This is a genomic window from Kitasatospora sp. NPDC057965, assembly GCF_042887135.1.
Lineage (GTDB): Bacteria > Actinomycetota > Actinomycetes > Streptomycetales > Streptomycetaceae > Kitasatospora.
The window spans coordinates 16,266-42,429 of sequence record NZ_JBHVPZ010000047.1 but is presented as its reverse complement, the minus strand read 5'-3'; the positions used below and the strand labels follow the sequence as shown (position 1 = coordinate 42,429).

At 72.6% G+C, this 26,164-nt stretch carries 22 protein-coding genes, 1 tRNA gene, 1 pseudogene and 1 riboswitch; of the genes and pseudogenes, 7 read left to right on the top strand and 17 right to left on the bottom strand.

Features of this window, described 5'->3' with window-relative positions; all coding sequences use genetic code 11:
• Positions 1 to 146 precede the first annotated feature (146 nt).
• Positions 147 to 515 (top strand): cupin domain-containing protein, encoded by a 369-nt coding sequence (locus tag ACFVVU_RS36830; protein WP_355375068.1) that lies wholly within the window; start codon positions 147 to 149, stop codon positions 513 to 515.
• 18 nt (positions 516 to 533) lie between these two features.
• On the opposite strand, the gene ACFVVU_RS36825 is transcribed toward ACFVVU_RS36830, so the two are convergent.
• From ACFVVU_RS36825 to ACFVVU_RS36800, 6 genes are all read right to left on the bottom strand, one after another.
• Positions 534 to 1,034, bottom strand: coding sequence for a DUF1203 domain-containing protein (locus ACFVVU_RS36825; protein ID WP_387794168.1), 501 nt, complete (start codon positions 1,032 to 1,034; stop codon positions 534 to 536).
• 68 nt (positions 1,035 to 1,102) lie between these two features.
• Complete coding sequence (locus ACFVVU_RS36820; RefSeq protein ID WP_387794167.1) at positions 1,103 to 1,993, bottom strand: hypothetical protein; 891 nt, start codon at positions 1,991 to 1,993, stop codon at positions 1,103 to 1,105.
• Positions 1,990 to 2,550 carry a SigE family RNA polymerase sigma factor gene (locus tag ACFVVU_RS36815; protein WP_387794166.1) on the bottom strand — a complete coding sequence of 187 codons (561 nt, stop codon included), beginning with the start codon at positions 2,548 to 2,550 and terminating at the stop codon, positions 1,990 to 1,992. The genes ACFVVU_RS36820 and ACFVVU_RS36815 overlap by 4 nt, the downstream gene beginning before the upstream one ends.
• Positions 2,551 to 2,673: 123 nt before the next feature.
• Entirely contained in the window at positions 2,674 to 4,050 is a 1,377-nt protein-coding gene (locus ACFVVU_RS36810; protein WP_387794165.1) for an Ig-like domain-containing protein, read from the bottom strand.
• A 169-nt stretch (positions 4,051 to 4,219) separates the two neighbouring features.
• Positions 4,220 to 4,558 (bottom strand): hypothetical protein, encoded by a 339-nt coding sequence (locus ACFVVU_RS36805; RefSeq protein WP_380684042.1) that lies wholly within the window; start codon positions 4,556 to 4,558, stop codon positions 4,220 to 4,222.
• Positions 4,559 to 5,015: 457 nt separating this feature from the next.
• Entirely contained in the window at positions 5,016 to 6,419 is a 1,404-nt protein-coding gene (locus tag ACFVVU_RS36800) for a cystathionine beta-synthase (RefSeq protein ID WP_380684043.1), read from the bottom strand.
• A 199-nt stretch (positions 6,420 to 6,618) separates the two neighbouring features.
• Between ACFVVU_RS36800 and ACFVVU_RS36795 the strand changes: the two genes are divergently transcribed.
• The 3 genes from ACFVVU_RS36795 to ACFVVU_RS36785 all read left to right on the top strand — a co-directional run bounded on the left by ACFVVU_RS36795 (position 6,619) and on the right by ACFVVU_RS36785 (position 10,234).
• Positions 6,619 to 7,704 (top strand): SGNH/GDSL hydrolase family protein, encoded by a 1,086-nt coding sequence (locus ACFVVU_RS36795; RefSeq protein WP_380684044.1) that lies wholly within the window; start codon positions 6,619 to 6,621, stop codon positions 7,702 to 7,704.
• A 62-nt stretch (positions 7,705 to 7,766) separates the two neighbouring features.
• Positions 7,767 to 8,987 (top strand): acetyl-CoA C-acetyltransferase, encoded by a 1,221-nt coding sequence (locus ACFVVU_RS36790; RefSeq protein ID WP_387794164.1) that lies wholly within the window; start codon positions 7,767 to 7,769, stop codon positions 8,985 to 8,987.
• A gap of 302 nt (positions 8,988 to 9,289) precedes the next feature.
• Entirely contained in the window at positions 9,290 to 10,234 is a 945-nt protein-coding gene (locus ACFVVU_RS36785; protein WP_380684046.1) for a hypothetical protein, read from the top strand.
• Between the two features lie 154 nt (positions 10,235 to 10,388).
• On the opposite strand, the gene ACFVVU_RS36780 is transcribed toward ACFVVU_RS36785, so the two are convergent.
• The 3 genes from ACFVVU_RS36780 to ACFVVU_RS36770 all read right to left on the bottom strand — a co-directional run bounded on the left by ACFVVU_RS36780 (position 10,389) and on the right by ACFVVU_RS36770 (position 12,003).
• Positions 10,389 to 10,790, bottom strand: coding sequence for a hypothetical protein (locus tag ACFVVU_RS36780; RefSeq protein WP_387794163.1), 402 nt, complete (start codon positions 10,788 to 10,790; stop codon positions 10,389 to 10,391).
• A 92-nt stretch (positions 10,791 to 10,882) separates the two neighbouring features.
• Entirely contained in the window at positions 10,883 to 11,779 is an 897-nt protein-coding gene (locus ACFVVU_RS36775; protein ID WP_380690243.1) for a Bax inhibitor-1/YccA family protein, read from the bottom strand.
• 142 nt (positions 11,780 to 11,921) lie between these two features.
• Positions 11,922 to 12,003 (bottom strand) — tRNA-Leu (locus ACFVVU_RS36770).
• A 416-nt stretch (positions 12,004 to 12,419) separates the two neighbouring features.
• Between ACFVVU_RS36770 and ACFVVU_RS36765 the strand changes: the two genes are divergently transcribed.
• Positions 12,420 to 13,193, top strand: coding sequence for an ABC transporter ATP-binding protein (locus ACFVVU_RS36765; protein WP_380714705.1), 774 nt, complete (start codon positions 12,420 to 12,422; stop codon positions 13,191 to 13,193).
• Between the two features lie 54 nt (positions 13,194 to 13,247).
• A complete protein-coding gene (locus tag ACFVVU_RS36760) occupies positions 13,248 to 15,806 on the top strand; it encodes an ABC transporter permease (protein WP_387794162.1) in 2,559 nt (852 codons plus the stop codon).
• Positions 15,807 to 16,011: 205 nt separating this feature from the next.
• Here ACFVVU_RS36760 and ACFVVU_RS36755 read toward each other — a convergent pair whose 3' ends face one another.
• The 7 genes and pseudogenes from ACFVVU_RS36755 to ACFVVU_RS36725 form a co-directional block, all read right to left on the bottom strand.
• Complete coding sequence (locus tag ACFVVU_RS36755) at positions 16,012 to 17,382, bottom strand: NAD(P)/FAD-dependent oxidoreductase (RefSeq protein WP_355375650.1); 1,371 nt, start codon at positions 17,380 to 17,382, stop codon at positions 16,012 to 16,014.
• Between the two features lie 428 nt (positions 17,383 to 17,810).
• A complete protein-coding gene (locus ACFVVU_RS36750; protein ID WP_380690071.1) occupies positions 17,811 to 18,752 on the bottom strand; it encodes an exopolyphosphatase in 942 nt (313 codons plus the stop codon).
• Between the two features lie 149 nt (positions 18,753 to 18,901).
• Positions 18,902 to 19,429, bottom strand: a pseudogene (locus ACFVVU_RS36745) (DUF501 domain-containing protein); the annotation flags it as partial.
• On the bottom strand, positions 19,401 to 19,913 hold the full coding sequence (locus tag ACFVVU_RS36740) for a septum formation initiator family protein (RefSeq protein WP_380690069.1): 513 nt from the start codon (positions 19,911 to 19,913) through the stop codon (positions 19,401 to 19,403). The pseudogene ACFVVU_RS36745 and the gene ACFVVU_RS36740, both read right to left, overlap by 29 nt.
• Before the next feature lie 150 nt (positions 19,914 to 20,063).
• On the bottom strand, positions 20,064 to 21,350 hold the full coding sequence (eno, locus tag ACFVVU_RS36735) for a phosphopyruvate hydratase (protein ID WP_387794161.1): 1,287 nt from the start codon (positions 21,348 to 21,350) through the stop codon (positions 20,064 to 20,066).
• Positions 21,351 to 21,595: 245 nt separating this feature from the next.
• Positions 21,596 to 22,525: a transglycosylase family protein gene (locus ACFVVU_RS36730; protein ID WP_380688060.1), complete on the bottom strand. Its 930-nt coding sequence runs from the start codon at positions 22,523 to 22,525 to the stop codon at positions 21,596 to 21,598.
• Positions 22,526 to 22,530: 5 nt separating this feature from the next.
• Positions 22,531 to 22,679: riboswitch (cyclic di-AMP (ydaO/yuaA leader) on the bottom strand.
• A 231-nt stretch (positions 22,680 to 22,910) separates the two neighbouring features.
• Positions 22,911 to 24,212, bottom strand: coding sequence for a cytochrome P450 (locus ACFVVU_RS36725; RefSeq protein ID WP_380688058.1), 1,302 nt, complete (start codon positions 24,210 to 24,212; stop codon positions 22,911 to 22,913).
• A gap of 208 nt (positions 24,213 to 24,420) precedes the next feature.
• Between ACFVVU_RS36725 and ACFVVU_RS36720 the strand changes: the two genes are divergently transcribed.
• Positions 24,421 to 24,846 carry an SDR family NAD(P)-dependent oxidoreductase gene (locus ACFVVU_RS36720; protein ID WP_387794160.1) on the top strand — a complete coding sequence of 142 codons (426 nt, stop codon included), beginning with the start codon at positions 24,421 to 24,423 and terminating at the stop codon, positions 24,844 to 24,846.
• A gap of 86 nt (positions 24,847 to 24,932) precedes the next feature.
• Here the strand turns inward: ACFVVU_RS36720 and ACFVVU_RS36715 are convergent, their stop codons facing one another.
• Positions 24,933 to 25,970, bottom strand: coding sequence for a MazG family protein (locus tag ACFVVU_RS36715; protein WP_380684047.1), 1,038 nt, complete (start codon positions 25,968 to 25,970; stop codon positions 24,933 to 24,935).
• Positions 25,971 to 26,164 lie beyond the last annotated feature (194 nt).

Sequence of the window (26,164 nt, the reverse complement as noted above, 5' to 3'; positions counted from 1 at the left end):
CCCGGGCCGCCCCCCCCCCCCCCCCCCGCCGCCCCCCCCCCCCCCCCCCCCCCCCCGCCCCCCGCGGGCGCCTACGGTACCGCCGGTTCGCGCGGCCCGGCCCCCCCCCGTGGTGACGCGGCCGCCCCTGTCCCGAGGAGCACCTCATGGCCGGTCTCATCCGCAGGAACTTCGACACCGATCCCGAGGAGATCCGCCCGTTCGAGGCGGACAAGGGCGAGTTGCGCCTGGTCAACCTGGACGGCGGAGCCGTCGGCCGGGCGGTCTTCCAGCCCGGCTGGAAGTGGTCCGAGCACGTCAAGCCGATCGCCAAGACCGACAGCTGCCAGGCGGCGCACGTCGGCTACGTCGTCTCCGGCCGCATGAAGATCGTCATGGACGACGGCGAGGCGGCCGAGTTCGGTCCCGGCGACTTCATGCTCTGCCCGCCCGGCCACGACGCCTGGGTGATCGGCGACGAGCCGATGGTCGTCGTGGACTGGCAGGGCTTCGGCGACTACGCCCGGCGCTCGTGAGCACGCGGCCGGCGGCGGTCAGCCCCGCCGGACCTCGTGCATGAAGCACCCGAACTCCACCGCCCGGACGTGCAGCACGGCCACCTCCGGATCGGTGAGCAGCCGCGCCGCGACCGCCTCGGCGGTCTCCGGTACGACCAGCTCGCCGCCGAGGATGTTCCCGCGCCGGCTGTACGCGCGCACCACCCGCCGACCGCTGTGGAAGCCCTCCGGCCAGCCCTCCGCGGCCGGGCCGGCGCACGGCCCGTCGTGCACGAAGACCGGGCCGACCTCGTCGTACGGGCCGGGCTCGGCCCCCGTCCCGGCGGCCCAGCGCCGCAGCGGCGCGTAGCTCACCAGGGCGATCCGCTCCCCGGCCCGCGCCCTGGTCAGGCAGCAGCGCAGCGGGGCGCCGCCCTCCTCGTCGACGGAGCGCACGGGCGCACGCCCGGCGTCGTCGCGCTCCAGCAGATCGCGGTGGACGGCCGGGTCGATCGGCCGGACGGTGAGCACGGACGGGGCGGTGGAGGTTGTCGTCATGCCCCCACCCTCCCGCCCGGGCCACCACGAGTCCGGCGGATTTCGGCCATCGCGTTCGCCCCGGGCTGTCAGCCCGCGGACGGCGTACCCGTCCCGCTGCCGACGCTGGCCCAGGGGTCCGGCCTGCGTGGATCGGTCAGGTCCGCGAGCCTCGTCCCGTCGGCCGCCCACGCCGCGACGGCGGCGGAACCGCCGGGCCCGTTTGGACCGGAGGACGAGAGGACGACGCCGGGGACAACCGCGTAGTAGGCGGTCCAGCCCTTCATCCCGGGAGTGGTGACCAGGGTGGCGGTGACCTGCGTGCCCTTGAGTTCGACCACGATCCGGGCCGGCGCCACCGGGCCCAGGTACATTCCGGTCACCACGGTCAGTTCCGTGCCACCGGCGCTCTGCGCGGTGATGTTGGGCCGGCTGTGGTCAAGGTTGTCACTGGTCGCGTCTCGGCAGCCGATCGGTCTGCCCCCCGCACCGACGACACTCTCCCCCTGCTCGACGCAGGACTCGGTCGCGGTGACGCTCATCCGGAAGTCGTCGACGATGGCGACCTGCTCGCCGGGCGCCACCCGTTTGACCGGCGAGTCCGGCCAGCGCCTCGGCCGGGCACCGGGCTGCTCGCCGGGCGCGGACGCCTCCGGCGCGACGGGCAACACACGTGCGGGAGCCGGCCCGTCGACCGGGATGGGGGTGCCCAGGTCAGGCAGAGGGCTGACGCCAGGCAGCCCGACGGCCGTCGGTGCCCCCGCCGTCACCACCCCGCCCGGCCGACCGTCCCCCAGCGTCAGCGTCGTGCCGCCAACGATCACCGCCACGGCCAGCGCGGCCGCCCCCGCGCCGACCCTGCGCCGGGCCCCGCGCCGGCGCGCCCCGGCGATCACCGCCACCGGCTCGGGAGCAGCCGTCCGGCCCTCCTGCTTGAGCAGCTCGTCGAGCCGCCGTTCGAAACTCGTGCCGTCGCTCATACCGCCACCTCGATGTCACTCGGGTCGTGGCCCGCCGGACCGCCGGTGCGGTCGGCGAGCTCGGGGCGTGCACGCAGCTTCGACAGCGCCCGGTACAGGGTGGACTTGACCGTCCCGGGCGCGATGCCCAGTTCGGCGGCGGTCTCGGCCTCGCTCAGGTCCGCGTAGTACCGCAGCACCACGACGGTCCGCTCGCGCCGAGTCAGGGTGGCGAGCGCCTGGTGCAGCAGCGCCCGCTGGGCCTGCTGCTCGGCGAGGTCCACCGGTTCCGGCCGCTCGGGCGCGCGGTCGGTGGGCAACTCGCGGTTGCGCAGCCGCCGCCACCAGTCGCGGTGCTGGTTGACCACGATCCGCCGCACGTAGGCGGCCGGGTCGTCCGCGTTCGCGGTGATCCGGGGCCAGTGCAGGTAGGCACGTTCCAGCGCGGACTGCACGATGTCCCGGGCCCGGTGCGGGTCACCCGTCAGCAGTTCGGCCAGCCTGCTCAGCTGGGGTCCGACGCCGACCACGAAGGCGCTGAACTCCGCATCCAGGCGCTCTCTCTGCTCGCGTTTCACACCCCCCTGACTCCTCGGGGGGCGGCGGAGGTTCTGTCGCCCCGTGCGGGAGTTCCGGCGGGAGTTCCGCTCGGGACCGCAGCAGGAATCGCGCCGGACCCCACGGCGGCCCGGCAGGAGGCGTCAGATCGCGCTGCCGGCCTTCCAGTCGGCCCAGCCCATGTTCCAGCCGTTGAGGCCGTTGGACGGCACCACGGTCTTGTCGCCGGAGTTCACGACCTCGACCACATCGCCGATCATCGAGCTCTTGAAGAACTTGTAGCCGTCCGCGCTCGCGTCCTGGCCGCCCTTGACGTCGCGCAGGCCGACGCAGCCGTGACTGGTGTTCTGGCTGCCGAAGGTCGAGGCCGGGGACCAGTAGTTGCCGTGGATGAAGGTGCCGGAGGTGCTGAGCCGCTGGGCGTGCGGCACGTCGGGGATGTCGTACTCGCTGCCGAGGCCGACGGTCTGCGAGTTCATCCGGGTCTGCTGGTACTGCTCGGTGATCACCATCTTGCCGCCCCAGGTGCGGAACTCGGGCGAGCCGCCGGAGATCGCGTAGACGGCGCTGACCTGGCCGTCCGTGGTGACGGTGAGCTTCTTGGCGGCGAGGTCGGCGACGCTGGTCTGCGCCCGGCCGATGGTGAAGCGGACGTCCTTGGACTGGGTGCCGTAGACGCCCTTGGCGCCCTGGACGTCCTTCAGCCGGAGCTTGACGGTCACCTTGGTGCCCTTGGCCCAGTACTGCTGCGGCCGGAAGTCGAGGCGGGTGCTGGAGAACCAGTGGCCGACGATCTCGACGCCCGGCTCGGCTATCACGGTGATCGCCTGCTGGACGGCCTTGCGGTCGGTGACCGGCTTGCTGAAGTTGATCGAGACGGGCATGCCCACGCCGACGACCGAGCCGTCCTCGGGGGTGAAGTAGCCGACGAAGGTGTTGGCCGGGGTCGCCGTGGTGAAGACGGCGTTGGCGTCGGCCTCCAGCTTCTCCTTGTCGAAGGCGACCGCGGACACGCTGTACTTGGTACCGCTGGCCGGGGCGGCGGCGGAGGTCCACAGGGTGCCGTCGGCGGACAGCTGGCCGGCCAGCGCCTTGCCGGTGGAGTCGGTGACCTTGACCGTGCTGAAGGTGCCGCCGGCGACGGCGACCCGGACCGGCTCGCTGAAGCTGGCGGCGCCGGCGCCGTCGGCCGGGGTCACCGTGATCACGGCGGCCGAGACCTTGGGGGTCGGGGTGGGGGTCGAGCTGGGGGTGCTGGTGGCACTGGGCGTGGGCTGCGGGCTGCCGGTGGCCGTGCCGCCGGCACCGCCGGTGTCGCCGCCAGTGCCGGCCGATCCGCCCGATCCGCCATTGCCGCCGGTGCCGGGGCCGCTGCCGGCGCCGGTGGTGGTGCTCTTGGTGTCGTTGCAGGCCGCGAGCAGCAGGACCGGGGCGCCGATCAGGCCCGCCAGCACACCGCGCCGGCTCCAGTTGCTGCCGGTCCCTCGACCCTGGCCTTCCCGTGCCGTCACGTCGCCCACTCCCTGCTGATCATCCGGGCATTACGGATACAGAAACGCACTTTGTGCGTTCACGGTTCCATCACCAACGGCTTGCGATCGTACGAGAATCCGAAACGCGGCGCCAAATATGGACAAATGCCCGGTTCGCATGCGGAACCGGGCATTCACGGGCGGTGACGGGCGCCCCCTACTCGGCGGACTCCTCCACCGCGTACTCGTCCCACTCGTCGCTCTCCGGGTCGAAGTCGGTCTTCGCCGACTCCCAGGTCGCCGAGGCGAGCTCGACCCCCGGGACGTCGCCGAGCAGCGCCAGCGGGTCGATGAAGTGGGCGAGCGAGCCGGACGGGTCCACCTCGATGGCCTCGACGGACTGCGCGCGCTCCTCGTCGTCGAGGTACTCGTCATCGGCCACCTGCTGGAGGGCCGCCGTCTTGAGGGCGCCCTCGTCGGTGATCTCGGCGATGAGCTCGATGCTGAGCCGGACGTAGCGCGCGTTGTCCTGGCCGGTCGTGTCAGTGCTGGTCATGTCAGTGAGACTACGGGAAACCGGCCCTGCCGACGGCGCGGACGTGGGCGGGCCCGGCCCCCTCCGGAGAGGGGACCGGGCCCGCCGCCTCCGCGGGGCTCCCCCACCCGGGAGCCGCGGAGACGCGCCAAGCGGCGCGGTCGCCCGGGAGCCGCCACCCCCTGGCAGCCGGCCGGAGCCGGACCGGGGCGGGACGACGGCGCCTCCGCGGGCAGGGACACCACCGACCGGATCAGGACCGGCCGTCGTGCCCGAGACGGGCCGCGCCGCCGGGGAGCCGCTCCCGGTCGGTCACCGCCGTCTCGCTCGGCGTCTTGCCGTGAGCACAACGATGCCGCAGCCGTGTTAAGCCCGTGCTGCACGGAGATGACGCCGGTGTACCAGTTCGCCCGGAAACGGAACCTCCGCCCCGCAGGTCCGCGGCCGCCGGGTCGGGGTCGGCGGCCGTGCCCCGGACTCAGTGACCGGCGCGGCTGCCGGTCAGGAAGCCCAGCAGGTCCTGGCGGGTCACGATGCCCTCCGGCTTGCCCTCCACCAGCACCACCGCGGCGTCGGCCTTCTCCAGCACCGTCATCAGGTTGGTGACGGTCTCGCCCGAGCCGACCACCGGCAGCGGCTTGGACATCACCTTGTCCAGCGTGTCGGTCAGCTGGATGTCGCCCGCGAAGACGCCCTCCAGCAGCAGCTTCTCCACCACCGAGCCGATCACCTCGCCGGCCATGATGTCGGGGTGGCCGGCGCCCGGCGAGACCACCGGCATCTGCGAGACGCCGTACTCGCGCAGCACCCGGACCGCCTCGGAGACCGTCTCGTTGGGGTGCATGTGGACGAACTGCGGGATGCCCTCGTGCTCGATGGCGTCCTTGCGGGCCAGCACCTCGCCGATGTGGGCCTCGTCGGTGGCGGACGGCAGGAAGCCGTAGTCGGCCATCCAGTCGTCGTTGAAGATCTTCGACAGGTAGCCGCGGCCGCCGTCCGGCAGCAGCACCACGACGACGTCGTCCGGGCCGAGCCCCCGGGCGACCTCCAGCGCGGCGACGACCGCCATGCCGCAGGAGCCGCCGACCAGCAGGCCCTCCTCCTTGGCCAGGCGGCGGGTCATCTGGAAGGAGTCCTTGTCGGAGACGGCGACGATCCCGTCCGCGACGCCGCGGTCGTAGGCGGTCGGCCAGAAGTCCTCACCGACGCCCTCGACCAGGTACGGCCGGCCGGTGCCGCCGGAGTAGACCGAGCCCTCCGGGTCCGCGCCGATCACCTTGACCTTGCCGCCGGAGACCTCCTTCAGGTAGTTGCCGGTGCCGGAGATGGTGCCGCCGGTGCCGACGCCCGCCACGAAGTGGGTGATCCGGCCCTCGGTCTGCTCCCACAGCTCCGGACCGGTGGAGTGGTAGTGCGAGGCCGGGTTGTCCGGGTTGGAGTACTGGTCCGGCTTCCAGGCGTTCGGGGTCTCGCGGACCAGGCGGTCGGAGACGTTGTAGTACGAGTCCGGGTGCTCGGGCGCGACGGCGGTCGGACAGACGACCACCTCGGCGCCGTAGGCGCGCAGCGTGTTGATCTTGTCGGTGGAGACCTTGTCGGGGCACACGAAGATGCACTTGTAGCCCTTCTGCTGGGCCACGATCGCCAGCCCGACACCGGTGTTGCCGGAGGTCGGCTCGACGATGGTGCCGCCGGGCTTGAGGGCGCCGGAGGCCTCGGCCGCCTCGATCATGCGCATCGCGATGCGGTCCTTCACCGAGCCACCGGGGTTGAAGTACTCGACCTTGGCGAGCACCGTGGCGCTGATCCCCTCGGTGACCTTGTTCAGCTTGACCAGCGGCGTGTTGCCGACCAGGTCGATGATCGAGTTGTGGTACCGCACGGGGGTCCTCCCGGTCTGTGGGCATGCAGTGGCTTTCGGTACTGCAAAGCGTAGGCCGTACCAGCAGCCCCGGAGGGCCCGTGCGCACCACGAACGGCCCACCCCCGTCGTAGGCCGGGGCGTTCGCGGGTACTAGGGGTGTACACGCATCGGGAGCGGCCCTTCACCGGGTGGCACGAGGACGCGAAGGGGGCACCGGATGTCAACGGCACAGGGGTCACGGGCCCGGGTGGCCCGCCGGATCGCCACCGCCGCGGCGTACGGCGGCGGCGGACTCGGCGTACTGGGCGTGGGCCTGGTGGGCCTGCTGCTGACCGAGAGCAAGCTGGCCGTCCAGGCCATCGGCATCCTGGACGGCGACCCGCCCAAGGCCGACGGCGTCTACGGCGAGGCCTTCGCCGACACCTCCGCCGCGCCGCAGCCGCCGCTGGTGCTGGCCTTCCTCGGCGACTCCACCGCGGCCGGCCTCGGGGTGCTGCGGGCCCGCGAGACGCCGGGCGCGCTGCTCGCCGCCGGGCTCGCCTCGGTCGCCGAGCGCCCGGTCCGGCTGGTCAACGTGGCGTTCTCCGGCGGCCGCTCCGCCGACCTGGCCGGCCAGCTGGACCAGGCCCTGGCGCACCGCCCGGACATCGCCGTGATCATGGTCGGCGCCAACGACGTGACCCGGCACAGCCCGGCCGAGCTCGCGGTGCGCCAGCTCGGCGCGACGGTCGCCGCGCTGCGCGCCGCCGGCTGCCAGGTGGTGGTCGGCACCTGTCCCGACCTCGGGACGATCAAGCCGGTCCGCCCGCCGCTGCGCTGGGTGGCCCGCCGGCTGAGCCGCCGGCTGGCCGCCGCGCAGACCATCGCGGTGGTGGAGGCGGGCGGGCGGACCGTCTCGCTCGGCTCGCTGCTCGGGCCCGAGTTCGCGGCCCGGCCGGAGATGTTCGCCGCCGACCGCTACCACCCCTCGGCCCAGGGCTACGCGACGGCCGCGATGGCCGTGCTGCCCTCGGTCTGCACCGTGCTGGACCTCTGGCCGCAGGAGGACCGGCCGGACGGGCAGGCCCCGGGCGAGGCGGTGCTGCCGGTGGAGGTGGCCGCGGCCGCCGCGGCCGGACGGTCCGGCTCCGAGGTGGCGGCGGTCGGCGGCGAGGCCGGCGCGGCCGGCCGCTGGGCGCTGCTGCGACACCGGCTGCGGGCCGGTCTGCCGGGTTCCCCGGCCTCCGGGGAACCGCCCGCGGGGGGTGCTCCGGGCCCCCGGAACACGTCGGCCAGCTCACACACCGAGGCGGGTGACGACTGACCTACCAGACGGTAACTTTCCTCCCGGACGCCTGTCCGCCGCCACTCAGCGAGGAGCCCGCCATGCCCGAAGCCGTCATCGTCAGCGCCACCCGTTCGCCGATCGGCCGGGCCTTCAAGGGCTCGCTGAAGGACGTCCGCCCGGACGACCTGACCGCGCACGTCATCCGGGCCGCCCTCGCCAAGGTGCCGCAGCTCGACCCGCGCGAGATCGACGACCTGATGCTCGGCTGCGGCCTGCCCGGCGGCGAGCAGGGCCACAACCTGGCCCGCGTCGTGGCCGTGCAGATGGGCATGGACTACCTGCCCGGCGCCACCATCACCCGCTACTGCTCCTCCTCGCTGCAGACCACGCGGATGGCGCTGCACGCGATCAAGGCCGGCGAGGGCGACGTCTTCGTCTCGGCCGGCGTGGAGACCGTCTCGCGCAGCGTCCACGGCACCTCGGACGGCATGCCGGGCACCATGAACCCGCTGTTCGACGAGGCCCGGGGCCGCACGGCCAAGCGGGCGGAGGAAGGTGGCGGCGAGTGGCACGACCCGCGGGAGGACGGGCTGCTGCCGGACGCCTACATCGCGATGGGCCAGACCGCCGAGAACCTGGCCGCCCTCAAGGGCATCACCCGCGCCGAGCAGGACGAGTTCGGCGTGCGCTCGCAGAACCTCGCCGAGGCCGCCATCGAGGCCGGCTTCTGGCAGCGCGAGATCACCCCGGTCACGCTGCCGGACGGCACCGTGGTCAGCGAGGACGACGGCCCGCGCGCGGGCGTCACGCTGGAGGGCGTCTCCGGCCTGAAGCCGGTGTTCCGCCCGGACGGCACGGTGACCGCCGGTAACTGCTGCCCGCTGAACGACGGCGCCGCCGCGCTGGTCGTCATGTCCGACACCAAGGCCCGTGAGCTGGGCATCACCCCGCTCGCCCGGGTGGTCTCCACCGGCGTCAGCGCGCTCTCCCCCGAGATCATGGGCTACGGCCCGGTCGAGGCCTCGAAGCAGGCGCTCAAGCGGGCCGGCCTGAGCATCGGCGACATCGACCTGGTCGAGATCAACGAGGCCTTCGCCGCCCAGGTGATCCCGTCCTACCGCGACCTCGGCGTCGACCTGGACCGGCTGAACGTCAACGGCGGCGCGATCGCCGTCGGCCACCCCTTCGGCATGACCGGCGCCCGGATCACCACCACCCTGATCAACTCCCTCCAGTGGCACGACAAGCAGTTCGGCCTGGAGACCATGTGCGTCGGCGGCGGCCAGGGCATGGCGATGGTCATCGAGCGGCTCAGCTGAGCCCGGACGACCCTTCCCCCGTCAACTCCGAAGGGTCCAGACCACCCATTTGGAGTGACGCAGCGTAATTGAGGGCCGGATCACACCGCGAGGTCGATCCGGCCCTCTTCCGCGTCGTTTCCGGTCCGGAAATCGACGGTGCGGAGCGGATCAACTCCGCAGCGTAGAGCGGGACTACCTAACAATTTGGGGACAAGAACGAAAGTCGGCGACAAAGTGGACATTCGCCACTGCGGTAACGGGGCCGGATGCGGCAGTGTGGAGATGTAACCCCGTTCCGCTCCTCGCTAGGAGTACGTTCCGTGAGCGCCGTCTACACCATCCTGCTGCTGATCCTGATCGCCGTGTCGACCGCCGTGCTGCTCCACCTCCGGGGAATCTCCCGCCGGCTGGACGAGCGGGCCGCCGCCGCCCCGGCCGTCGACGAGGCGGCGATACGCCGGGCCGTCGCCGACGCCCTCGCGGCCGACCGCGAGCGGGAGATCACGGAGGCCCGGGCGTTCTGGGCCGAGCAGGAGGCCCGCGCGGCCGAGGACGCCCCACTGTTCGACTCCCCGTTCGCCAGTGTCTTCAACACCACCGACGAGTGGCCGCTCTTCTTCCCCCGCCCGACCGGACCGAGCGAGGCGGCCGACAACGCGGGCACCATGGACCCGGAGTTCGGCGAGGCGCTGCGCTCCGCGCTGGAGGACCTCATCAACGAGGGCGGCGTCCGCCCGGCCGAGCCGGAGCCCGAGGGCGGCGCCCCGCTGCGCCCCGGCCACCCGGCCGGTGCCCCGGCCGCCGAGACCGCCGGCGACGCCCGGGCCCGCCGCGAGGCCGACCTGCTGGCCACCGGCCTGGAGGCCGGGCTGCTCGACGCCGAGTCGGCCGTCGAGGAGGCCCCGGTCGCCGCGCCCGACCCGCGCCGCCACCCCTCGCACCCCGACTTCGTCCCCAGCCAGGCACCGTCCCGGGAGTGGACCGACACCCGGCTGAGCGCGCTCGCCGAGGAGGGCACCGCCCTGGTCGACGTCCGCCCCGGCCCGCTCGGCACCCTGGACGTCTACGCCTTCGCCGACGGCACCACGCTCTGCGTGGCCCCGGGCGACCGCGAGGCCGCGTACCGGCTGATCGACGCCGTCCGGGCCGGCGAGAACGTCCGGCTGCTCGGCGGCTCCCGGTTCTCCGGTTCCTACTCGCTGACCTTCTCCACCGACGAGGACGCCGTCTACGTGCTCGCCGACCGGGTGGTGGCCAGTATCTGAGCGGCCGGTACCTGAGCGGTCGGCATCCGGCCCGAGCAGCGGAACGGCCCGGGGGCCGGCCGGATCAAGGGGTTACCGATCCGGCCGGCCCCCGGGCTTTGTGCTGCTCCGGCCCTCGACCGCTCCGGCTCTCGATTGCCGGACCGTCGGCCGGTCAGACGGCCGCGTCGGTCTCCGCCAGCCACCGCAGGGCCCGCGCCCGGACCGCCGCCGCCGTCGCCGCCGATCCGTCGGCCTGCGCCACCACGGCGTCCGCGGGCAGCGCGTCCAGCGCCACCGCCAGATCGTGCCCGACCACCGCGAGCTGGTCGCCGACGGCGAACGCCCCGGCGTCCGGCAGCTCGCGCAGCGGCCCGCCCGCCCCGCCGCCCGACCGCGCCGCCTCGGCCGCCTGCGCCGCGGCCGCCAGCCGGCGGGCCAGCGTCAGCCCGGCCGCCGCCCGCGAGGGGTGCCCGGCAACGGCGCCCAGCAGCCGGCTCTGCGGCATCGCGCGGAACCGGTCCGCCAGCGCGTCGACGGCTTCCACCAGGGTCTTCTCATCGGGCGTCTCGGACATGCCGCGAGCATACGGGGCACCGGCAGGCCAAAGCCGCCGGGCCCCGGAGCAGGTGCTCCGGGGCCCGGCGGCAGTGATGGCGCGACGGAGGATCAGTCGTCGCCGCGCAGGATCGCGATCAGCCGCAGCATCTCGACGTAGATCCAGACCAGCGACAGGGTGAGCCCGAAGGCGGCCCGCCAGGACTCCTTCTGCGGGGCGCCGTGCGCGATCGCCTCCTCGATGGCCGCGAAGTCCAGCGAGAGGAAGAACGCGCCGAGGCCGATGCCGACCAGGCCGACCACGATGCCGAGCGGGCCGGAGCGCAGCCCCATGTCGGCGCCGAAGACCATGGAGGCGACCATGTTGACCAGCATCAGCAGCACGAAGCCCATGGCGATCGCGATGCCGATCCGGGTGTAGCGCGGGGTGACCCGGATCCGGCCGGTCTTGTAGGCGATCAGCATCGCCGCGAAGACCGCCGCGGTCCCCAGCACCGCCTGGATCGCGATGCCCGGCCAGATGGTGTTGAACACCTTGGTGATCGCGCCGAGCGCGAAGCCCTCCAGACCCGCGTAGAGCAGGATCAGCGGCGGGCTGACGCTCCGCTTGAAGGAGATCACCAGGCCGACCACGAAGGCGACCAGCGAGGCGCCGAGGGCCAGACCGAAGTTGCGGTCCGGCAGCGCGAACCAGGCCAGGCCGCCGGCGGCGACCAGGGTGAGCAGCGTCATCGCGGTGCGCGCGACGACGTCGTCGAGCGTCATCCGGCCGGTCGCCAGCGGACCGGCGGACGGCGCGTTGTACATCTCGACGAGCTGCTCGTCGGTCAGCGGCTGCTGGCCCTGCGGCTGCTGGGCGTAGGGGCTGTTGGCGTACGGGTTGTTGCCGTACGGGTTGGTGGCGTACTGGCCCCCGGCCGGCGGGGTCTGGGTGGTCCCGAAACCCGCGTAGCCGGACTCGCGGGTGAAGGACCCCTCCCGCGAGAAGACCGGGTTGCTGCTTCTCATTGCTCATTCCCTCCGTGGCGGCACTGCACCGCCCGAAGCACCAGGGTAATGGCTTGGCAAAGAAATCGGCATCCGCCGCGAGAAGGATTCGGCCGCTGACCTCCGGCGGGGACGCCGGAGGGCGTCCCCGCGGGCAAGTACGTGCCCAGAGCCGGACTCGAACCGGCACGGCCTTTCGGCCAAGCAGTTTTAAGCTGCCCGTGTCTGCGTTCCACCATCTGGGCGTCCTGCGGACCCGGCCCCGCCGACGGAGCGGAGAGCAGCGCTCCGCCGCCCGTGCGGACCACCCCTGAGCCTAGTCTCCCGGCCTCCCCTTTCGCATGTTCCGAGGCGGGGAAGTTGTCATGTTTCCTTGCCATCTGACGAACTGTTCGTGATTTGGCCACCGAACCCGCTCGATCCGGCCACCGCCCTCCCGTTCAGGGTCGGTGTCATACCGCAGGAGGAGGGTGCCACCTGGGTGTACACCCAACGGCGGTCAGGCCAACCGTCCGGCGGAGCGACGAGAAACCATGATCATCCGGCGGAGCATGGAGGTACGTCCGGACACCCCTTGAAAGGGCCCGGCCGTCCCACACCCTTCCGCGCCGCACCACCGGCGCGCGCCACTCTGCCTGCCGAGAACCCGAGGAGCACCCCCGTGAGCACGTCGACCGCAACCGCCGTCCGCACCGGCCGGGCGGCCGCCCGCGCCACCGGCCTGAACAAGGTCTACGGGGAGGGCGAGACCCGCGTCGTCGCCCTCGACAACGTCAGCGTCACCTTCCCCCAGGGCGAGTTCACCGCGATCATGGGCCCCTCCGGCTCCGGCAAGTCCACCCTCATGCACTGCATGGCCGGCCTGGACACCGTCTCCTCCGGCTCCTCCACCATCGGCGACACCGAACTCGTCGGCCTCAAGGACAAGCAGCTCACCCAGCTGCGCCGGGACCACATCGGCTTCATCTTCCAGGCCTTCAACCTGCTGCCCACCCTCACCGCCCTGGAGAACATCACCCTCCCGATGGACATCGCCGGCCGCAAGGCCGACAAGCAGTGGCTGGACAAGGTGGTGGAGACCGTCGGCCTCTCCGGCCGCCTCTCGCACCGCCCCAGCCAGCTCTCCGGCGGCCAGCAGCAGCGCGTCGCCTGCGCCCGCGCCCTCGCCGGAAAGCCCGACATCATCTTCGCCGACGAACCGACCGGCAACCTCGACTCCCGCTCCGGCGCCGAGATCCTCTCCTTCCTGCGCAACTCCGTGCGCGAACTCGGCCAGACCGTCGTCATGGTCACCCACGACCCCGTCGCCGCCGCCTACGCCGACCGCGTCGTCTTCCTCGCCGACGGCCGCATCGTCGACGAACTGGCCCAGCCGACCGCCGACGCCGTCCTGGACCGCATGCGCCGCTTCGACGCCAAGGGCCGCACCAGCTGACGCCGCGCGTCCGCCGCCCGACCCTTCGCAGACCCAAGGACCCCAGGACACCCCATGTATCGCACCGCACTGCGCAATGTGCTGGCCCACAAGGGCCGACTGCTGATGACGGCGCTGGCCGTCATGCTGGGCACCGCCTTCGTGGCCGGCACCATGGTCTTCTCCGACACCTTCGGCAAGGCCATGCGGGAGAACAACTCCACGAGCTACTCGGACGTGGCGGTCCAGGTCATCGACACCGCCGCCGGCGCCACCGCCTCCCCCGAGTCCAAGAGCGAGAAGCGCCCGATCACCCTGACCGACGCCACCGTCCAGCAGCTCACCGCGCTGCCCGGCACCGCGAGCGTCCGCGGCGTGGTCGGCGGCTTCACCGGCGTCGCGGACAAGAAGGGCGGTCTGATCGGCCAGGCTTGGACGGCCCGGGGCGCCAACTTCGCCCCCGGCCCGGACGGCAAGGACGCCCGCTACCCGATGGTCGAGGGCCAGGGCCCGAAGAACGGCAAGGAGATCGCCCTCGACCGGAAGACCGCCGACAAGGGCGGCTACAAGGTCGGCGACACCGTCCGGGTCGGCTCCAACGGCCCGGTCCTGGAGGCGAAGCTCACCGGCGTGTTCACCACCGACGACCCGGTGGTCAACAGCGGCGGCACGCTCACCCTGTTCGACCGCGCCACCGCCCAGCAGCTGCTGCTGCAGCCCGGCCGCTACAGCAGCATCGTGCTCGCCGCCAAGCCCGGCACCAGCGAGGACACCCTGCTCTCCCAGGTGAACCAGAAGCTCCACCCCGAGCAGCAGATCGAGGTCCGCACCGGCGCCGAGCTGAAGGCGGAGGACGAGCGGCTGATCACCAAGAGCTCCGAGAACATCCGCACCATGCTGCTCGCGTTCGCCGGGATCTCGCTCTTCGTCGGCATCTTCATCATCGCCAACACGTTCACCATGCTGATCGCCCAGCGCACCAAGGAGCTGGCGCTGCTCCGCGCGATCGGTGCCAGCCGCAAGCAGGTGACCGGCTCGGTGCTGGTCGAGGCGCTCGCCGTCGGCATCGTCTCGGCCGGGGCAGGCCTGGCCGCCGGGGTCGGCGTCGGCGCCGGGCTGCAGTCCCTGGTCGCCTCGCTGGACGACGGCATGCCGACCGGGTCGCTGGTCATCAAGCCGCTGACCGTGCTGGTCACCCTGCTGGTCGGCGTCCTGGTGACGGTGCTCTCCGCCCTGCTGCCGGCCGTGCGCGCCGCGCGGATCGCCCCGGTCGCCGCGATGAGCAGCGGCGACCAGCCCACCAGCCACAAGTCCCTGATGGTCCGCAACGCGATCGGCTCGGCGCTGGCCGCCGCGGGCATCGCCCTGGTCGCCTTCGGTGCCTCGAAGGGCAACTCCGACGGCCGGATGCCGGTCGCGTTCGGCGCGCTGCTCGCCGTCCTGGGCGTCTTCGTCCTGCTGCCGCTGCTCTCCCGTCCGGTGATCGCGCTGGTCGGCCCGGTGCTCGGCAGGCTGTTCGGCACGCCCGGCAAGCTGGCCCGGCAGAACGCGGTGCGCAACCCGCGCCGCACCGCCGCGACCGCCGCCGCGCTCACCATCGGCCTGACCCTGGTCAGCGGTCTGACGGTGATCGGATCCTCGCTCACCGACACCGTGGACCGGGCCGTCACCAGCTCGATGAAGGCCGACTACCGGGTGGCCGCCGTCAACCGGATGACCCTCTCCGACGAGGTCCCGGCCGCGATCGCCAAGGCCCCCGGGGTCGCCGCCTCCTCGCCGGCGACGCTCGTGACCTGGCAGCTCAACGGCGCCAAGCGGGACATCGTCGGCCTGAACGCGGACAGCCTCGACAAGCTGGTCGACGTGACCATGAAGAGCGGCTCGATGGCCTCCGTCGCCCAGGGGAAGCTGCTGGTCGACGAAGACCTCGCCAAGAAGCTGGGCGCCACCACCGGCTCCGCCGTCGAGGTCACCTACGGCGACGGCTCCAAGGGCGCCCTGACCGTCGGCGGCGTCTACGAGCAGGGCGGCATGCTCGGCGGGGCGGTGCTGGCCAACAGCGAGATCCTCAAGCACGACCCGCAGCCCTACCTGAACCAGGTCCTGGTCAAGGGCACCGGCGGGGAGACCGAGGCGCTCAAGCAGGCGCTGAAGGACGCCACCGGCTCCAACCCGGTGATCGAGGTGCAGTCGCGCCAGGAGGTCCGGGACGGCTTCAGCCAGAGCATCACCTTCGCGCTGAACATGATGTACGGCCTGCTGGCGATGTCCGTGATCGTCGCCGTCCTCGGTGTGATCAACACCCTGGCGATGTCGGTCTTCGAGCGCAAGCGCGAGATCGGCATGCTGCGGGCGATCGGCCTGGACCGCTCCGGCATCAAGCGGATGGTCCGTCTGGAGTCCGTGGTGATCTCGGTGTTCGGCGCCGGTATCGGGGTCCTGCTCGGCTGCTTCACCGCCTGGGCGATCAACGGCACCCTGAAGTCCAGCCTCCCGGACATGGCCACCGTCGTCCCCTACGGCCAGCTGCTGCTCTTCCTGGCCCTGGCCGGCGTGGTCGGCTTGGTGGCCGCCTTCTGGCCCGCCCGCCGGGCCTCCAGGCTGGACATCCTGGACAGCATCAAGACCGACTGACCGTCGGACGGCGCCCGCCGCGAGCGGGCGAGTCACAGCGAAGGCCCCTGCCGGAGGGTTTCGGCAGGGGCCTTCTTCGCACTTCTGTACTCCGCCCGACTCGCACAGCCGGCTGAGCACCACGGAGGTCGTGGTCCGGCAGCACTGCCGGGCGGAGGGCCTCCGACTCATACCCCGGTGCTCCCACACCGGGGTCCGCAGTCGCTTACTTGCTGGCGAGCTCCTTGTCGGCGGCCGGCTTGGCGGCCTCGACGGCGGGCTTGGTGGGGGCCGTGACCTCCTGGATCGGCTGGTACGGGTTCTCCATCTGCGACAGGCCGACCATCTCGCGCTTCAGGAACATGGCGAGGGTCCAGTCGGTGAAGACCCGGACCTTCCGGTTGAAGGTGGGGACCATGGCGCCGTGGTACAGGCGGTGGAACCACCAGGCCGGACGGCCCTTCAGCTTGTACTTGCCGAAGAGGATCGCGACACCCTTGTGCAGGCCGAGACCGGCGACCGCACCCAGGTTCTTGTGCTTGTACTCCTGCTGCGGGAAGCCGCGCATGCCGGAGATCACGTTGTCGCCGAGGACGGCGGCCTGGCGCACGGCGTGCTGCGCGTTCGGCGGGCACCAGGCGCCCTCGCCGGCGGCGAGGTCCGGCACCTGGGCGTTGTCGCCGGCGGCCCAGACGTAGTCGAAGCCCTGGACCTGGAGGGTCGGCGCGGTGTCGACGTGGCCACGCGGGCCCAGCGGCAGACCGAACTTGGTCAGCACCGGGTTCGGCTTCACGCCGGCCGTCCACACGATGGTGGAGGCGTCCATCTCCATGCCGTTCTTCAGCACGACGTGGCCGTCGACGCAGGAGTCCATCGAGGTCTCGATGTAGACCTCGATGTTGCGCTCCTCGAGCTTCTCCTTGGTCCACAGACCGAGGTCCGGGCCCATCTCGGGGAGGATCCGGTTCGCGGCCTCGACCACGACGAAGCGCATGTCGTCACGGCTGACGGTCTTGTAGATCTTGGAGGCGTCGCGCGCCATGTCCTCGATCTCGGCGATCGTCTCGACGCCGGCGAAGCCGCCGCCGATGATGACGAAGGTCAGCGCCTTGCGGCGGATCGCCTCGTCCGTGGTGGACTCGGCCTTGTCCAGCTGCGCCATGACGTGGTTGCGGAGGGCGATGGCCTCCTCCACGGTCTTCATGCCGATGCCGTTCTCGGCCAGACCCGGGATCGGGAAGGTGCGGGAGACCGAACCGGTCGCGACGACCAGGTAGTCGAAGGGCAGCTCGTACGAGTCGCCGGCCGCGGGCTGGATCGTGGCGATCTTGCGCTCGTGGTCCACACCGGTGACCGCACCGGTGAGCACCTCCGCGTTCTTCAGCGCGGTGCGCAGGGGCGCGACGAGGTTACGGGGCGCGACGTTGCCGCCGGCCGCCTCGGGGAGGAAGGGCAGGTACGTCATGTACGACCGCGGGTCCACGACCGTGACGGTCGCTTCGCCGTAGCGCATCTTCTTGAGGATGCGCATCGCGGCATACAGGCCGACGTAACCACCGCCGACAATGAGGATGCGAGGACGCTCCGTGGTGCTCATATCCGAAAGTATCCAGCACCGCTCGGAGCAGTCTTCGTGAGCCCACTCACAAGCTTATGGGGACCTTCTGCTACACTGCGCGCCCCCGTTTCGGCCCCCCGCCCACCCCCTCGCGGCCGGCACGACCCCCCGGTGGGCACGCCCGTTCGGACGGCCCCGCTGAGCAGCAACGATCCATGGTGCGGCCCGGTTCCCGCATGAGATTTCGAATTTCAAACCTCCAGCGGCTCAGAACCTGCGATCCAGCGGCTGTCACGCCCAGCGAGCCTTCGGTCCCACATATCGGACGGACCGGACCGCCGGGCACGCCGAAAGACTGGATCCTCATGTGAAGAAATTCACGAACATTCCCGCGGCGCCCGCGCGCGCCCCGGCCCCGGAGCCCCAGGGGGGGCTGCCGGGGCCGGGGCGGTAAGTCCCACGCCTGCTCAGCGGGCGATACTCCAGGCGATTCCGTCCAGGATGTCGTGCTCGCTGACGACCACCTCGGCGGCGCCGGTGCGCTCCATGATCTCCAGCAGCTCCAGCGCGCCCGCCGCGATCACGTCCACCCGGCCCGGGTGCATCGACGGGATCGCCGCCCGCTCCGCGTGGGTGGCGTGCAGCAGCCGGTCGGCGATCTCGGCGACCCGCTCGCGGGAGATCCGGGAGTGGTGGATCGCCTCCGAGTCGTACCGGGGCAGGTCCTGGGCGATCGCCGAGATGGTGGTGACCGTGCCGGCCAGGCCGACCAGGGTGGCCGCGCCGGTCAGCGGGACGACCTCCTCGGCCCGGTCCAGCTCGGACCGGACGTGTGCCCGGGCCTCGGCGACCTGCTCGTCCGACGGCAGCTCGGCGCCGCCGAAGTGCCGCTCGGTCAGCCGGACGCACCCGATGTCCACCGAGCGCGCCGCCCGGACGTCCTCGGCCCCGAGCACGAACTCGGTCGAGCCGCCACCCAGGTCGAAGACCAGGTAGGGGGCGGGGAACTGACCGCCGGTGAGCTCCTTGGTGGCGCCGGTGAAGGACAGGTGCGCCTCCTCCTCGCCGCTCACCACCTCGGGCTCCACGCCCAGGGCCGCCCGCACGCCGTCGACGTACTCGGCGCTGTTCTCGGCGTCCCGGGAGGCGCTGGTGGCGACGAAGCGGATCCGCTCGGGGCCCACCCCGAAGCCGGAGATCACCTCGGCGTACTCCCGGCAGGCGGCGAAGGTGCGCTCCAGCGCGTCCGGGTGCAGCCGCCCGGTGCGGTCCACGCCCTGGCCCAGCCGGTTGATGATCATCCGCCGGTCGAGATCGGTGATCTCCCCGGTCCGCGGGTCCAGGTCGGCGACCAGCAGCCGGATCGAGTTGGTCCCGCAGTCGATCGCCGCCACCCGGGTGGTGCTCATGCGCCGGCCTCCCCCGCCTCGTCCGCCTCGTCCGACTCCTGCGCGGCCCGCTTGGCGGCGCGATCGGCGGTCTTCTGCTCCTTGGCCGCGATCACGGCCGCGTGGTCCTGCTCCTTGGCCCGGTTGCGGGCCACCCGCTCACCGGCCTCGGCGACCTCGGCGGCGGAGACGCAGGGGCCCTTGGCCCACCAGTCCTCCAGCATGCCGAGCGCCTCGTCGCCGAGCGGGTTGACGCCCTCGCCGGCCGCCAGCGAGTGGCCGACCAGCACGTGCAGGCACTTGACCCGGTCCGGCATGCCGCCGGCGCTCGGGAAGCCCTCCAGCACCTCGATGGCGTCCCGGCGGGCGATGTAGTCCTCGTGCGCCTTCTGGTACGCCGCGGCCAGCTCGGGGTCCTCGGCGAGCCGGGCGCTCTGCTCCTTCATCACGCCGTCCGCCTCCAGGGTGCCGATCAGCGAGGCGGCCTTGGGGCAGGTCAGGTAGTACAGCGTCGGGAACGGCGTGCCGTCCGGCAGCCGGGGGGCCGTCTCCACGACGTCCGGGTTGCCGCACGGGCAGCGGTGGGCCACGCCGCGCAGACCGCGCGGGACCCGGCCGAGCTGCGCGGCGATCGCCGCGACGTCCTCGTCGGAGACGGTGGGGTGGTTCTCAGTGGTCATGGGAGGAGCTGTCTCCAGCGGGGGCGGGGGCGGGTGGTGAGGGAGGGGCGGGCTGCCCCGGGGTGGCGGGGGCCACCGGCGCGGGAGCGGCCAGGGGTGCGGCGGCGGCGTCCACGGAGTCCCAGACGCTGGCGTACCAGGGCCGGGCCGCCTCGGCCGGACCGGCCGCCGGGCCCGCCGCGGGCGCCGGAGCGCCCAGCGCGGACCCGGCCGCGTCCCGGGCCGCCGGGTCCACCGCGATGTACGGGGTCTCCCCCGGCATCGCGTAGTGCAGCCGGGTGCGGGCCTGCGCCTTGACGTACTCCGGGTCCTGCCAGCGGGCCTTCTCCCGGCGCAGCTGCTCGACCTGCTGCCGGGCGTGCTCGGCCCGGGCGCGCTGCGCCGAGATCTCCGAACGCTGCGAGATGAACTGCCGCGTCGGGTAGGCGAGGATCGCCACCAGGGAGCAGAGCACCAGGACGAGGACGGTCGCCCGGCTCGTGAACCGAGGCCGGGCCGCCAAGCCCGGGATCCTCCAGCCTGCCATCTGCGGTGTCCCCTCCTGGTCGCGACGGTGCCCCGCCGTCCACCCTACGGGGTGAACGGCGGGGCACCGGTCAGGCGTGCGCTACCTGGCGTCCCGGCGATACCGGCCGGGCGCCGCCGGTCGGGCTCAGCCCTCGTGCTTGAACCGCGGGAACGCGCCGCGGCCGGCGTACTCGGCGGCGTCGTCGAGGATCTCCTCGATGCGCAGCAGCTGGTTGTACTTGGCGACGCGCTCGGAGCGGGCCGGGGCGCCGGTCTTGATCTGGCCGCAGTTGGTGGCGACGGCCAGGTCGGCGATGGTGACGTCCTCGGTCTCGCCGGAGCGGTGCGACATCATGCAGCGGTAGCCGTTGCGCTGGGCCAGCTCGACGGCGTCCAGGGTCTCGGTCAGCGAGCCGATCTGGTTGACCTTCACCAGCAGCGCGTTGGCGGTGCCGCTCTCGATGCCGCGGGCCAGGCGGGCCGGGTTGGTGACGAACAGGTCGTCGCCGACCAGCTGGACCTTGTCGCCCAGCTTCTCGGTCATGGCCTTCCAGCCGTCCCAGTCCGACTCGTCCAGCGGGTCCTCGATGGAGACCAGCGGGTAGGCGGCGACCAGGCCGGCGTAGTACTCGATGAGCTCGGCGGAGGAGAGCGCCTTGCCCTCGAACTGGTAGGCGCCGTCCTCGTAGAACTCGGAGGAGGCGACGTCCAGGGCCAGCGCGACGTCCTTGCCCGGCACGTAGCCGGCCTTCTGGATGGCCTCGACGATGAGGTCCAGGGCCTCGCGGTTGGAGTCCAGGTTGGGGGCGAAGCCGCCCTCGTCGCCCAGGCCGGTCGACAGACCGCGCTCCTTCAGCACGCCCTTGAGGGTGTGGTAGACCTCGACGCCCCAGCGGACGGCCTCGGAGAAGGACTCCGCGCCGATCGGGGCGATCATGAACTCCTGGATGTCGACGTTGGAGTCCGCGTGCGAGCCGCCGTTGAGGATGTTCATCATCGGGACCGGCAGGACGTGCGCGTTCGGGCCGCCCAGGTAGCGGAACAGCGGCAGGTCGCTGGCCTCGGAGGCGGCGTGCGCGACGGCCAGCGAGACGCCCAGGATGGCGTTGGCGCCGAGCGAGGACTTGTCCGGGGTGGCGTCCAGGTCGAGCATGGCCTGGTCGATCAGGCGCTGCTCGGTGGCGTCGTAGCCGACCAGCTCGGGGCCGATCTGCTCGATGACGGCCAGGACGGCCTTCTCCACGCCCTTGCCGAAGTAGCGGTTCTTGTCACCGTCGCGGAGCTCCAGCGCCTCGAAGGCGCCGGTGGAAGCACCCGACGGGACGGCGGCACGGCCGGTGCTGCCGTCGTCGAGGCCGACCTCGACCTCGACCGTGGGGTTGCCGCGCGAGTCGAGAATCTCACGAGCGACGACGACATCGATGGACGGCACGAGGCATCTCCTAGCGGAAGCAGGTTCGGCTGACGGTGGGGTGCAGTCGGCCGGACGATTGCGGAGTCGTTACGACCAGAGCCTAACCGCACGGGCTGTCCGGGCCACGTCGACCTCGGTTCCGTCTCAGCGTGTGGCCGTGCTACCCACCGGTAGTTCACCTGGTTGCCCGACCCGCGGGGGCCGGATGCGGACGAAGGGGACCGATCGGCCCCCTCCGCCCGTCCGTGGGATCGGACCGGCCGTCAGCCGAGGGTCAGGACCTGGCCCGGGACGATCAGGTTCGGGTCGCCGCCGACGGTGCCGCGGTTGCCGTCGTACAGCGCCTGCCAGCCGCCGGAGACGCCCTGGGCGGTGGCGATCCCGGCGAGCGTGTCGCCGGAGCGGACGGTGTAGCCCTGGCCGGCCGGCTGCTGCTGGGCGGCGGGGGCGCTCTGGACGGGCTGGGCGGCCGGCTGGCCGGCGTACTGCTGGTAGACGCTCTGGTGGCTGGTCCAGTACCAGGCGCCGTTGTTCTGGTACCAGTACACCTTGGCGTCGGCGTCCCAGCCGGCCTTGCCGGAGAAGGCCGGCGCCTGCGGGGCCTGCTGCTGGGTCTGCTGCGGGGCCTGCTGGGTCTGCTGGGCGCTCTGCGGCGCGTACTGCCGGGCCTGCGGCTTGGCGGCCTGCTGCTGCGGCTGGGCCTGCGGGGTGGCGGCCGGCTTCGGGGCGGCGGGCTTCGGGGTCTGCTGCTGGGCCTGCGGCTTCGGGGCGGCCGGCTTGGCGTCCGTCGAGGTGTCGACCGCCGCCGGGGCGCCGCCCTTGGTCAGGCCCGCCTTCTGGGAGCAGACCGGCCAGGCGCCCGGGCCCTGCGAGGCGAGGACCTTCTCGGCGACCGAGATCTGCTGCCCCTTCGAGGCCTGGTTGGCCTGCGGCGCGTAGGCGGTGCCGCCGTACGCCTTCCAGGTGCTGGGGGTGAACTGGAGGCCGCCGTAGAAGCCGTTGCCGGTGTTGATGCTCCAGTTGCCGCCGCTCTCGCACTGGGCGACCGCGTCCCAGGTGGAGGCCGGGGCGGCGGAGGCGCCGGTGGCGCTCAGGATCGGCATCGCCAGCCCGACGCCGGCGACACCGGCGACGGCGATGGCCTTCTCGGCCTGGGTACGGCGACGGTGACGACCGGTTCCAACGAACAGCATGAAGAGGTCCCTCTCCGCACGCCTGCGAGGTGAGCTGTCGGGTTCGGACCGGGAGGTGGCCCGGCCGCGCGGAGGCGGCTTCACCCCTAGCCGTGGGAGACGGCGCAAAACCTGGGTCCCCCGCCCCTGCCCAGGGTTCTGGTCGGTTTCCCGTGGTGCGGCGGGCAGGACTCGGCGTTCCGCGCACGGGGCTCGCAGCTGCGAACTCCACGGAGAGTAGACAGATCTTCAGAGCAATCACAAGCTCATATCGCAGATATCACATGGACATCACGTCATGTGATTGATTGCCTACCAACCGAGGCGGTATGTCCGGATTGAGGGTGGTTCAGACTCCCTGAAAATGGGCAACGGAGAGCCCCCGTCAGCGTGTTGTGCCGGCTCGTCAGCTTCCCGAGCCGACCTCCGGAACCGCTCCGAGCTGCGCATTCTCCGGCGTGAATTCCACCGGAAGCTCACGGAGTCCACGCATGATCAGACCGCCGCGCCAGCGCAGGTCGTCGGGGTCGGCGGCCAGCCGCAGGTCCGGCAGCCGGGTCAGCAGGGTGGCCAGCGCGGCCCGCCCCTCCAGCCGCGCCAGCGGCGCGCCGATGCAGTAGTGGATGCCGTGCCCGAAGCCCAGGTGCGGATTGTCCGCGCGGGCCAGGTCCAGGGTGTTCTCGTGGGCGAACCGCGCCGGGTCCCGGTCCGCCGCCGCGAGCACCACCAGCACCGGGTCGCCGACCGGGATCTCCACCCCGCCGATGGTCAGCGGACTGGTCGCGAACCGCCAGGTGGCCAGCTCCACCGGCCCGTCGTAGCGCAGGAGCTCCTCGATCCCGGTCTCCAGCAGCGCGCTCTCGCCACGCCCCACGGACTCCTGGAGCAGGGCCCGCTGGCCCGGGTTGCGCAGCAGCGCGTACACGCCGTTGCCGATCAGGTTGACCGTCGTCTCGAAGCCGGCGAACAGCAGGATGAAGGCCATCGCCGCGGCCTCGTTCTCGGTCAGGTGCTCGCCGTGGTCGCTGGCCCGGATCAGCCCCGAGATCAGGTCGTCGCCGAGGTCCGCCCGCTTGCGGTGGATCAGCTCCGCCAGGTACGCCCGCATCCGCTTCACCGCGCGCCCCACCCCGCCGCGGCCGCCGCCGCCGTGGCCCGGCTTGGTGTGTCGCAGCATCATCCCGGCCCAGTCCCGGAAGTCGTCCTGGTCCTCGGCCGGCACCCCGAGCAGGTCGCAGATCGCGTAGATGGGGAGCGGGAAGGCGAACTCGTGGATGAGGTCGGCCGAGCCGCGCGCCGCGAAGCCGTCGATCAGCCGGTCGGTCAGCTGCTGCACCCGCGGTTCGAAGGCCGCCACCCGGCGCGGCGTGAACGCCTTGGACACCAGCCGGCGCAGCCGGGTGTGGTCCGGCGGGTCGATGTTCAGCAGGTGCGTCATCAGATCGGCCTGGCGCTCGCCCGGGATGCCGACCCGGCCGGTGCGGTGGGCCTGCTCGCTGTGGTGCACCGGGTTCTTGGAGAGCCGGCTGTCCGCGAGCGCCTGCCGGGCGTCCGCGTACCGCGTGACCAGCCATGCCTCGACCCCGCTCGGCAGGGTGGTCCGGTGCACCGGCTCGTGCTCGCGCAGCCACGCGTACGCGGGGTACGGATCGGCGGCGAACTCCCAGGTGAACAGGGGCGGACGGGCGGAGGCGGGCTGAGCTGGCATGGCTCGACGGTATCCCGGGCGTGTCCCGGCGACCGCACGGCGTGCACACGGGCGCTCGGGGCACCGGGCGAAGCCCTTCCGCGTGGCAGGCGTGAGCCTGGTCACCTGAGGGGTAATTCCTGTTGCGGAGGGTCAGGACCTGCCTACGATCCTCCGCAAGATGTCCGTGGGCGACGGTGCGGAGCCGCCCACAGGGAGGAGCAAGGCCATGCGGGTCACCGGTTCGGTCGTCGTGATCACCGTCCTCGACGGCGGGTCGGGGGCGGACCTCGCCCGCCGCCTCACCGCGGCGGGCGCCGCCGGCGTGCTGATCGCCGACCAGCGGGTCGGGGTCGCCGAGGACCTCGCCACCGAACTCGACCGGCCGGGCTGCCCGGTCGTCGGCGTCTGCGGCGACGTCCGCCGTCCCAGTGACGTCGCCGCGCTGGTCGACACCGCCGAGAAGCACCTGGGCCCGATCGACCTGTTCTGCGTGGCCGGGCCGGACGGCGAGCGGATCGTCTCCCTCTCCGACCTGCCCGACCACCTCGACCTGGAGCGGCTCGCCGAACTCGTCGCCCTGGTCGGCGAGGCGATCGGCGAGGTCGTCGTCCCGGCGCAGCGCCGCCCGGTGGAGGACGTCGCCGTCGTCTGAGGCGTCGCCGTCCGGGGTGGGACCGTCCGGGGTGGGACCGTCCGGGGTGGGACCGTCCGGGGTGGGACCGTCCGGGGGCGTGACCGCTACTCCTCCGGCTTCAGACCCTCGGCGGCGCGCACCGCGTCCCGGTAGCCGCGGGCCGCGGCCCGCAGGGCGGCGTCGACGTCGACCCCGGCGTCGTGCGCGCGCTGCGCCACCGCGAGCAGCAGCCGGCCCGCCGACTCCGCCGTGAGGTCGGCGGGCAGCTCGTACGGCTCGTCCGGCACGCCCGTGAAACCGGCCCGGCGCACCCGGGACACCAGCTTCGCCGCGTACGCGAGCGAGGGCAGCCCGGCCGGCACGCCGTCCAGCACCGATTCGCGCTCCGACTTCTCGGCCGCCTTGAGCGCCTCCCAGCTGGCCTCCACCTCGGCCGAACCGCTCGCCTCGGCGTCGCCGAACACGTGCGGGTGGCGGTACATCAGCTTGTCGACGATGTCGCCCGCCACGTCGTCGATCGAGAAGGCGCCGGTGGGGTGCTCCTCGGCGATCCGGGAGTGGAAGAAGACCTGGAGCAGGACGTCGCCCAGCTCCTCGCGGAGCATGTCGCGGTCCCCCTCCTCGATCGCCTCGACCAGTTCGTAGGCCTCCTCGACCAGGTACTTCACCAGGCTGGCGTGGGTCTGCTCGGCGTCCCACGGGCAGCCGCCCGGCGAGCGGAGCCGGTCCATCACGGAGACCAGGTCCAGCAGCCGCGCGCCCGGCAGGTCGTAGGAGCCGGGCAGCACCTCGATCTCCGGCACCTCGCCGGCGTGCTCGACGGCGAGGCGGGCCAGCGCGTCGGTCAGCCCGGGGTCGCCGTCCGGGCTGCCCAGCCAGACCGTCGGGCCGGCGCCGGCGCCCGGCTCGGCCGGGGCCCCGGTGAGCAGCCGGGCCAGCGCGGGGGCCGAGCCGGGGGCCACGATCCGGACCTCGACCCCGGCCTGCTCCACGGCGGGCAGCTGCGGGTGGGCGGGGTCGGCGGCGAGCACCCGGCCGGCCGAGCGCAGCGCCTCCCAGGCGGGCCAGGACAGCAGGCCGGGGGCCACCCGGTGGGTGGTGATGAGGAGGATCAGCTTCGCGCCCGGAGGATTCGTCGTCACACCCCGAACCTACCCGCACCGGTCCGCGGGCCGGTGCCGGTGTCGCGCACGGTTCGGCATGGGCGTCAACCCTGACGATCGTCCAGGTCGAACCCTGCTCTCGCCACACCCACCCGGCCCTACGGCCCCCCGTCCACCTGGCGGATCTGTCGAAAGTCATACCCGCAGCCCACCCTGGCAGCGCCCCCGACCAG